At 45.1% G+C, this 6,876-nt stretch carries 5 protein-coding genes and 1 pseudogene; 1 reads left to right on the forward strand and 5 read right to left on the reverse strand.

All coding sequences use genetic code 11. The features are described from left to right. Positions 1-1,730, reverse strand: a 1,730-nt coding sequence (locus ACLFWI_RS23820; protein ID WP_446414990.1) for an NACHT domain-containing protein, incomplete at its 3' end; no start/stop codon positions are given. A 173-nt stretch (positions 1,731-1,903) separates the two neighbouring features. Here ACLFWI_RS23820 and ACLFWI_RS23825 point away from each other — a divergent pair. Then, a complete protein-coding gene (locus tag ACLFWI_RS23825) occupies positions 1,904-2,218 on the forward strand; it encodes a hypothetical protein (RefSeq protein ID WP_446414991.1) in 315 nt (104 codons plus the stop codon). 128 nt (positions 2,219-2,346) lie between these two features. Here the strand turns inward: ACLFWI_RS23825 and ACLFWI_RS23830 are convergent, their stop codons facing one another. From ACLFWI_RS23830 to ACLFWI_RS23845, 4 genes and pseudogenes are all read right to left on the reverse strand, one after another. Beyond that, entirely contained in the window at positions 2,347-2,616 is a 270-nt protein-coding gene (locus ACLFWI_RS23830; RefSeq protein WP_446414994.1) for a CAP domain-containing protein, read from the reverse strand. Positions 2,617-2,681: 65 nt separating this feature from the next. After that, a pseudogene (locus tag ACLFWI_RS23835) lies at positions 2,682-2,915 on the reverse strand (CAP domain-containing protein); the annotation flags it as partial. Positions 2,916-3,129: 214 nt separating this feature from the next. Then, a complete protein-coding gene (locus ACLFWI_RS23840) occupies positions 3,130-4,515 on the reverse strand; it encodes an HlyD family secretion protein (protein ID WP_446414992.1) in 1,386 nt (461 codons plus the stop codon). A 268-nt stretch (positions 4,516-4,783) separates the two neighbouring features. Next, complete coding sequence (locus tag ACLFWI_RS23845; protein ID WP_446414993.1) at positions 4,784-6,223, reverse strand: M50 family metallopeptidase; 1,440 nt, start codon at positions 6,221-6,223, stop codon at positions 4,784-4,786. Between the last annotated feature and the right edge of the window lie 653 nt (positions 6,224-6,876).

The following is a 6,876-nucleotide window of genomic DNA, read 5'->3' on the forward strand; positions in this document are numbered from 1 at the left end:
GGATTTGGATTTTTGGCATCTACACCTACTTGATTCAGCCAGCCGATATTGAGCGCCAATTGAAACATAGAACCCTCGCGATCTGCGCTTCTCCCCTTGGGAGACGCCAAGGGCGAACGCAGCAGCGCTTCGCGATCGCCCAATATACCCTCGACAAACTTGTGGCGCAAACAAAATCGGTTTTCTTCCTTGTCAATTGCTTCTAGCGCCAACTCTTTTAGCTTGGCGTTGAGTTGCTCTCTCTCTTCAGGTGTTGTGGGAAACTCATCTTTTTTCCACCTGTACACTTCTTCGACAAACTGCTGGTAGAGTTCAGCCTTTGTATCCGGTAACTTTCCCTCTTGCAAATGCCAAGTTGAACACAACAGTGTTAACCGCAGGGGATTTTTTACTAAATCCTTAATTCGCTCTTTTCCCGGTTGGTTTAACGCCTGCTGCAACTGAATACCCAATTCATGGGCGCACGTCGGTGCGCCCCTACGGTTTTGGAAACAAGCCTGGATAAACTCCTCTACTTTCTCTTGGCTAAACTCCAACGTGCGATAGGTTTTAAAGTTGTTTAGAGCATGAGGATTGGCTTCCCAAACATTTAACCGACACGTCAGCACCACCGACAAGTGGTGACACCAACCGGGTATCCAATTGTTAATAAATGACAAAGGATTGCCAAAATTGGCAACCATTTCATCCACCCCATCCAGCAACAGCCACACCCTACCAGCCGTCAAAAGTTCTTCAAACTCAGTCTTAATTTTCGGCGTGACACTCACAATGGCATCTTCTAGCCAATGATGCAGCAGATAGTCTTTTAATGTTGGCGTAGCCGTCGGTAAAGTTCCCAGTGGTATCCAAATCGGCAAACCATTCGTGTTCTCCAATATCCAGAACGCAATCCTCTGTAAAAGCGTGGTTTTTCCCGCGCCCGGTTCACCAATTATTGCAACATTCTTGCTTGGCTCTGATTTCAGGACTTGGGTAATAAAATCGTTGTACTCAAGTTTTTCAGTTTCCTCATAGTCTGGCTTGTACGATTGCGATTGTTCAGGATTATCATCTCCACTCCGCTTGTCGGGTTTCTTGCGTTCTACTAATGCCAAATCCACGCAAATCTGATTGATATCAAATAACATCTCATCCGCACGCATCAATCGATTAGTCGTTAGTTGCTTCTGCTTTTCCAACTTGGTGCGGCAGATAGTCCGCCAGTCGATGCTTATATCGGTTGAAGATGATGTTTCCAGCCCTAACTTCTGTTTAACTATCTCCAGATTGTCTTCTAGTGACGCATCTTTATCTTTCAGTGTGAGGGTAAATATCCAATACCGCGTATTTCGCTTATTCTCAGGGCGTTCATCTTTAAACACTCCCAACTCTTCCAAATACTCGAACACACTTTTCAGCACGTAGTCTTGTCGTTCTTGCTTTGTACGAGATGATTTATCACCCTGACGCGGCGGAAGTTCTAACGGAGTGACAGTTTTTTCAACTAACTGCCATAAAGCTTGTTTAGTTGTACCTTTCTCAAGTTTCTCTTTTCCTGTTCGGGTTTTTCTCTTATCTTCCCCAGTGACTTCCAGCCTATTTTTTGCATCTTGAACCCATTTCGCCTGAACTGCTGTACTTAGCTGAGAGTCTTCTAACTTTGAATTTTCTTGAGCCAGCAACAGCAAGGCTTTGACCAACCGCAGCACATTGTTTTGATGAAGTTCGCTCTTGCCAAACTTGCCCATGAGCCAAATATAAAGAAAACCTTAAAAATTTTGCCTTATCCGCTTGGGGAAAGTTGCCCAAGCATCTAATCCTGATTGTATAAGCACTTCAAGAGTTGCTTGGGCAATTTGCAGGGGCAAAAGCCCAACGAGAGGCTTGTCTCATCAACGACACAGCCATTTTTGGAGGGCTTATGAACCACAAAATCGAGAATTCCCAAACCGCTATTTCTGCACAAACCCCATCAACCCTACAACCTGAAATCACAAAAAGTGCCAAAAGTCAACAAGAACAACAAAAGTTTGTGCGGCGAGTCATAACTAGCGCACTCGTCGCGCAAGCTGCACTTATCGGTGTGAATGGCAATCTTGATGTACTCTCAGGTCAACCTGTACTAGATGTTATCCCAGGGATGATCACTCAGGGCGTTGAACTGATTCTCAAAACCCAAGGTGTACAAAAAAGGTTGAAAACGCGCGATCGCAACTGCAACTCCTGTTCCGACTAATATCTTGCATCTTTGCCAGTAAGCCCCAACACCCGATAATCCAAGCTTTGTAGACTAAAACTCTTATCCAGTCAGCTTTAGCTGACTTTCGCTTTTAGCCTTGGGTTTAAACCCAAGGCGGTTTAATGCTACGGTGCCATAACGTTCTCTGGAAACTGTCCAATTACATTACCCGCAGGCGCATATTGGCAAACCACATAAAAGGCATTATACTGAGTCCCTTGGATGGTTTTGACGCCCCGTGCCGCACCACATCCTAATTGGGTGCTATTTTTCCACACCACCTGAGTAAAATGCCCTGTCTCCGGAGAAAATCCAGGATTGCTATAGTCATAGTCTGAAACCTCGTTGTACCAATTTGTAACCGTTTGGTTTGCCAGGGTAGCGGCGTCGAGGATGCTGTCGTGTACGAGACATAGAGGTTTTCTCCTGCATCCGAGTCACTGTGCTTTAAAACGCCATTGCTTGCCAGATAATTCGCCCAGTTTTGAGCGCTGTTGTTCAGGGAATTACTCAGGGTCATATCTGGACTATTATGGGTATCCCGATAGGTATTGTGCTGAGACAAAGCTGTGTTACGAAATGTACTTAGGTTTATCCCTGTTTGCCCGATAACGGGGTGAGTGCCGATTATTCCCAAGGGTATTATTGTTGCCAAGCCGAGACAAATACCTTTAACGAATTGCTGCGGATTCATAGGCTATTCCTGCCTGCAGATGGAAAAAAGTTGTATATCCAAGCTAACTGATCAATTGATTGAATGTCCAGGAGACGGCTCAAAACCCAGAGATGGTTAATGAGATAGTTCGGGCAGTTTATTTAGTTGTCATGTTTATCGGTTGGGTTGACGCAGGAAACCCAACTCCCTGGAGAAAATCTGTCGTATTCAGTCAACCCTTGATCAAACAATTTTAGATAAAAATTGGACGCACAACTTTGAGAACTTCATGTTTGAGTTTAGCAAATAGGGTCATCGATCGCGTTTCGATGGCGACATAGCCTGTCATTCCCGGTTTCATCGGATTTGTATCGTCATTAGTAATCGAAAGTCGTACTGTCCAGATGGGTTTGATTTGGTTTTCATCGGATTTCAGGGCTGAGGAAATATTTTCCACTGCTGTAGTATAAGGTTGCAGTTCTCCTTGTTTATAGAACTTAACTTGATCGCCTTGGAGGATAAACTTTTCATCTTCTTGGCGAATCTTGGCAATGACGGTTAAGTCAGATAAATCAACAATTTCCATGATTTTCTGACCCGCAGAATGCCATGTATTTTCCAGCAAGTCTAAGTCTTCGGTGGTGACAGTTCCGGTTGTATCGGCGACTAAAATTAGCTGATCTCGTCGGGAGAGTTGGCGCTGAACTTCTGCGGTTAGTTCCTGCACTTGACGCTGACGATCCTTAACCACAAGTTGGGCGGCGTTAAGATTTTCTTCAACCGAAACTCTGGCGGCGGTGGCGGCGTTTAATTCCGCTTGGACGCGGGTAAATTCATCGTTAATTTCCTTGACAATGGCTTGAATTTGGGCTTGTTTTCTGCTAATTAAACTGGTGAGTTCAGCGAGTTCCCCTTGGCGGCTATAGGTATCATCTAGAAGTTCATCAACCCGAATCGCTGGAATTACAGAACTTCCCGCTTCTTGGTTCACGGCTTTGATGGTTTTCAGACGCTGCTGGCGAATTTTGAGACTGGCAGAAAGTTGGTCTTTTTTCTGGTAAAGTCCTTCAATATCCCGTTCTAATGCTTGAATTTGGGGGGGAGAATTGCTTTGGCGGATGCTAGTAAGTTCTTGTTGGATTCTATTTGCCGCTTGACGGGTATTGTCTTCTAAGACTAGCATTTGAGTATGGTTTGCCCGTAAATCTTCGACTAATCGTAAGGCATCTTGTAGGGCGGATTGGGCTTTTCCCAGTTCAGTTTGGGCATTTGCGATCGCGCTTTCGATTTCCTGGCTTTCTAGTTGTACGAGTTTATCACCTTTGCGGACAGGTTGATTGGGTTTGACATAGATTTTTTTAATCACACCAGCTACTTTTAAGGTAACATCTTGGCGGGCGTTGGAGGTAGAGGTGATATCGGCTTCTCCGCGTACTGAGTGGGGGAATTCGGGGATAAAGGTAACATATCCTACACCTGCCATAATTGCGGTAATTAGGAGCCATTTTTTCAGGTTAACAGATGCTCGCTTTTCCGGTTTAGGCAAAGCGGGTGAATCTGAGGCTGGTTGTACCGGGGGTTTAGGTTGTGGCGGTACAACTTTGAGTTGATTTTGGTGGGAATTCATAGAAGGGTTCATAATGAAATAATCCTCATTTTAATTTTTCTGTCCGGGTGGGTTTCATTATTGTCCTGTCTTACATCACCCAGAGGTAACAATAATTTGGTTTTCCTGTAGGGGCGGGTTTCACGATTATCGTTTCTTCTCTCACCCCGATGTAACTAAACCCGCCCCAACCGAGTGAAATAATTTAGATTGTCTGTAGGGGCGGGTTTCACGATTATCGTTTCTTCTCTCACCCCGATGTAACTAAACCCGCCCCGAATCAACGCCGCATAAATACCAATCATTGATCGCGGGGAAAATAGAAATAAATCGCCCAGAGAACTAACAAACTCATCGCCAGAGTTGGAATATTGGCAAAACTCCAGCCTACTATTCGATAGAGAATAAATCCGAAAACGAATTGCAGATAGAGAAAACTAAATGGGGCATAAGCTGCCAGAATCCAGGCGTCGCGGGGACGTTCTTGAATCGGTTTTTGTCGCAGTAGATTGCCGTAAAATTTAAATGAACGACTGCGTAAATTATTAATCCCAGTTAAGGCAACGGCGAGATAATAGCCATCAAATTTAGCCAAAGGATTGAGATTCAGGGCTACGGTGAATAATGCCGCCCCCATTAATAGATAACTGGTGGTAAATAGCCAACTTCCGGATACAGAACCCTTCCATAACCAAAGCGCGATCGCGGCAATAATCAGTTGACAGAGAACCCCAGCGGCGACAACCAGAACTCGTTGATATTGTTTCACCAGACAATAGGCATCACTGGTATTTGTATACGCCGCAGGCATTAGAAACATGAAAAATACTCCCATTTCTGAGACTTGCAGATTTAGGTGAGGAACTTGATTGGCATAATGTTTTAGGGTGAACGCATGACCGAGTTCATGGAGGGAAACAACCAGTAAGGCGAGGAGGATAAAAGGGAGAAATAAGTTGCTACCTTGTGTGGTGATTAGTTTTTGTCCAATGGCTAAAATTTCCTGGCGTTGGTGCAGTCCAATAATTAGGGAAACCGTTAAAAATAGACCTAATGTGAGAGCAAAATGTTTTGTCCAAATCCAGGACAGGTTCTCAACATGACGGCTTAACCAAGGATCAGGATTAAACAGGGGAATGCGGAAATATAAGAGTTGTAGGGGTGTGAATTTACCTCGGCGGGGTTTCGGGGGTTTGGTTCCTTCTAGCATGGCGGTGGCGGCGAGTTGTTGGAGGAGTATTCGCAGTTGATTATGGGGAATATTATAGGTTTGGCAAATAGCATTGGGGGGGAGGTATTCGAGTTCATTAATGACGGTTTTTGTTTGATTGTTGAGTTGGAGAAAGGTTCTATCTTCGGGGTTACGAAGTATCCAATAGTTGTCGGTGTGTTGAATCCATTGCAGGCTGGGTTTTAGATGGGGGAGATTGGGATTTTGGTGTGAGGATGGGGTAGGATTGGGCTGATTTAGGTGGGAGGGTTCGAGGGCGAGAATGTTGAGGGTGATTAATTTTTGCAGGAGTTGTGTGACGAAATTGGGGGGGAGGGTTTCGCTGAGTTTCTGTTGGATTTGGTTGACGGTATAGTGTCCGGTGAAATAGCGCAGGGCTTGGGCTTCAGTGGGAGAGAATTGATGGTGATGGTGGTTGTCTGGGGTGTGGAGGATGAATTGGCTGGAGTCTCGTTGTTGGCTGAGTTTCCAGTAGGTTGTTATATCGGGACAAATCCAGTTGTTATCCATAGTTTGTTGGTTCCGGATAAACGTTACGATTGTTGGCGGGATTTTTTTATGTGCGAAGCATTCTTTGGGAGTCTGTCAGCTTTGATTCTCGCCTAGGGGCGCAAGGTTGGCACAAATCAATAACTATGTTCACTCAATTTGCCAGGGTTTAATGGTTTTCTGTGACCACACTTTTAATCGGGACAGCAGGAGATTGAAATTGACGACGCCAAAGCGTTTAGGTTAAGGTTGTTAGGGTTTGGCTAAACTGAGCGAATTCAAATCGTTTAATGGTTTCCTGTCGCAATACTTCGGGTTGAAATAGTAGGGGATTGGGGTAAGTCCTTTGTAAAATTTGTTGTGATGTTGGACGTTAATCGGGGGAGTTGGGCGATCGCACCTGGGAGACTGTAACCTTTGATGCTGCTGTAGGGGCGACCCGCTTGCATTAATTAACAACGGTATCCGCTTAATTTGATTGGGTCGCCCTTTATTCAATTGGCGGTGTCAAACGGTGTTTTTTGAGCGGTTATATGCGTTCCTGGATAGGCTTCCATCGCATTTTGGTGGAGAATCGCTTCTATTCCTGGTGAGATGGTGTATCTGGGGAAAGGGGGGAGGTGCGATCGCGTGGGAGTCCAGGTATTTGTAGGGGCGGGTTTAGCCGCTTAATT

This window comes from Coleofasciculus sp., from assembly GCF_046539235.1.
In the GTDB taxonomy this organism is placed as follows: Bacteria; Cyanobacteriota; Cyanobacteriia; order Cyanobacteriales; family Coleofasciculaceae; genus Coleofasciculus.

Bases quoted from the DNA above. Each gene is read 5' to 3' on its own strand.
- ACLFWI_RS23825 (WP_446414991.1), top strand. From the start codon at position 1,904: ATGAACCACAAAATCGAGAATTCCCAAACCGCTATTTCTGCACAAACC.
- ACLFWI_RS23840 (WP_446414992.1), bottom strand. From the start codon at position 4,515: ATGAACCCTTCTATGAATTCCCACCAAAATCAACTCAAAGTTGTACCG.
- ACLFWI_RS23845 (WP_446414993.1), bottom strand. From the start codon at position 6,223: ATGGATAACAACTGGATTTGTCCCGATATAACAACCTACTGGAAACTC.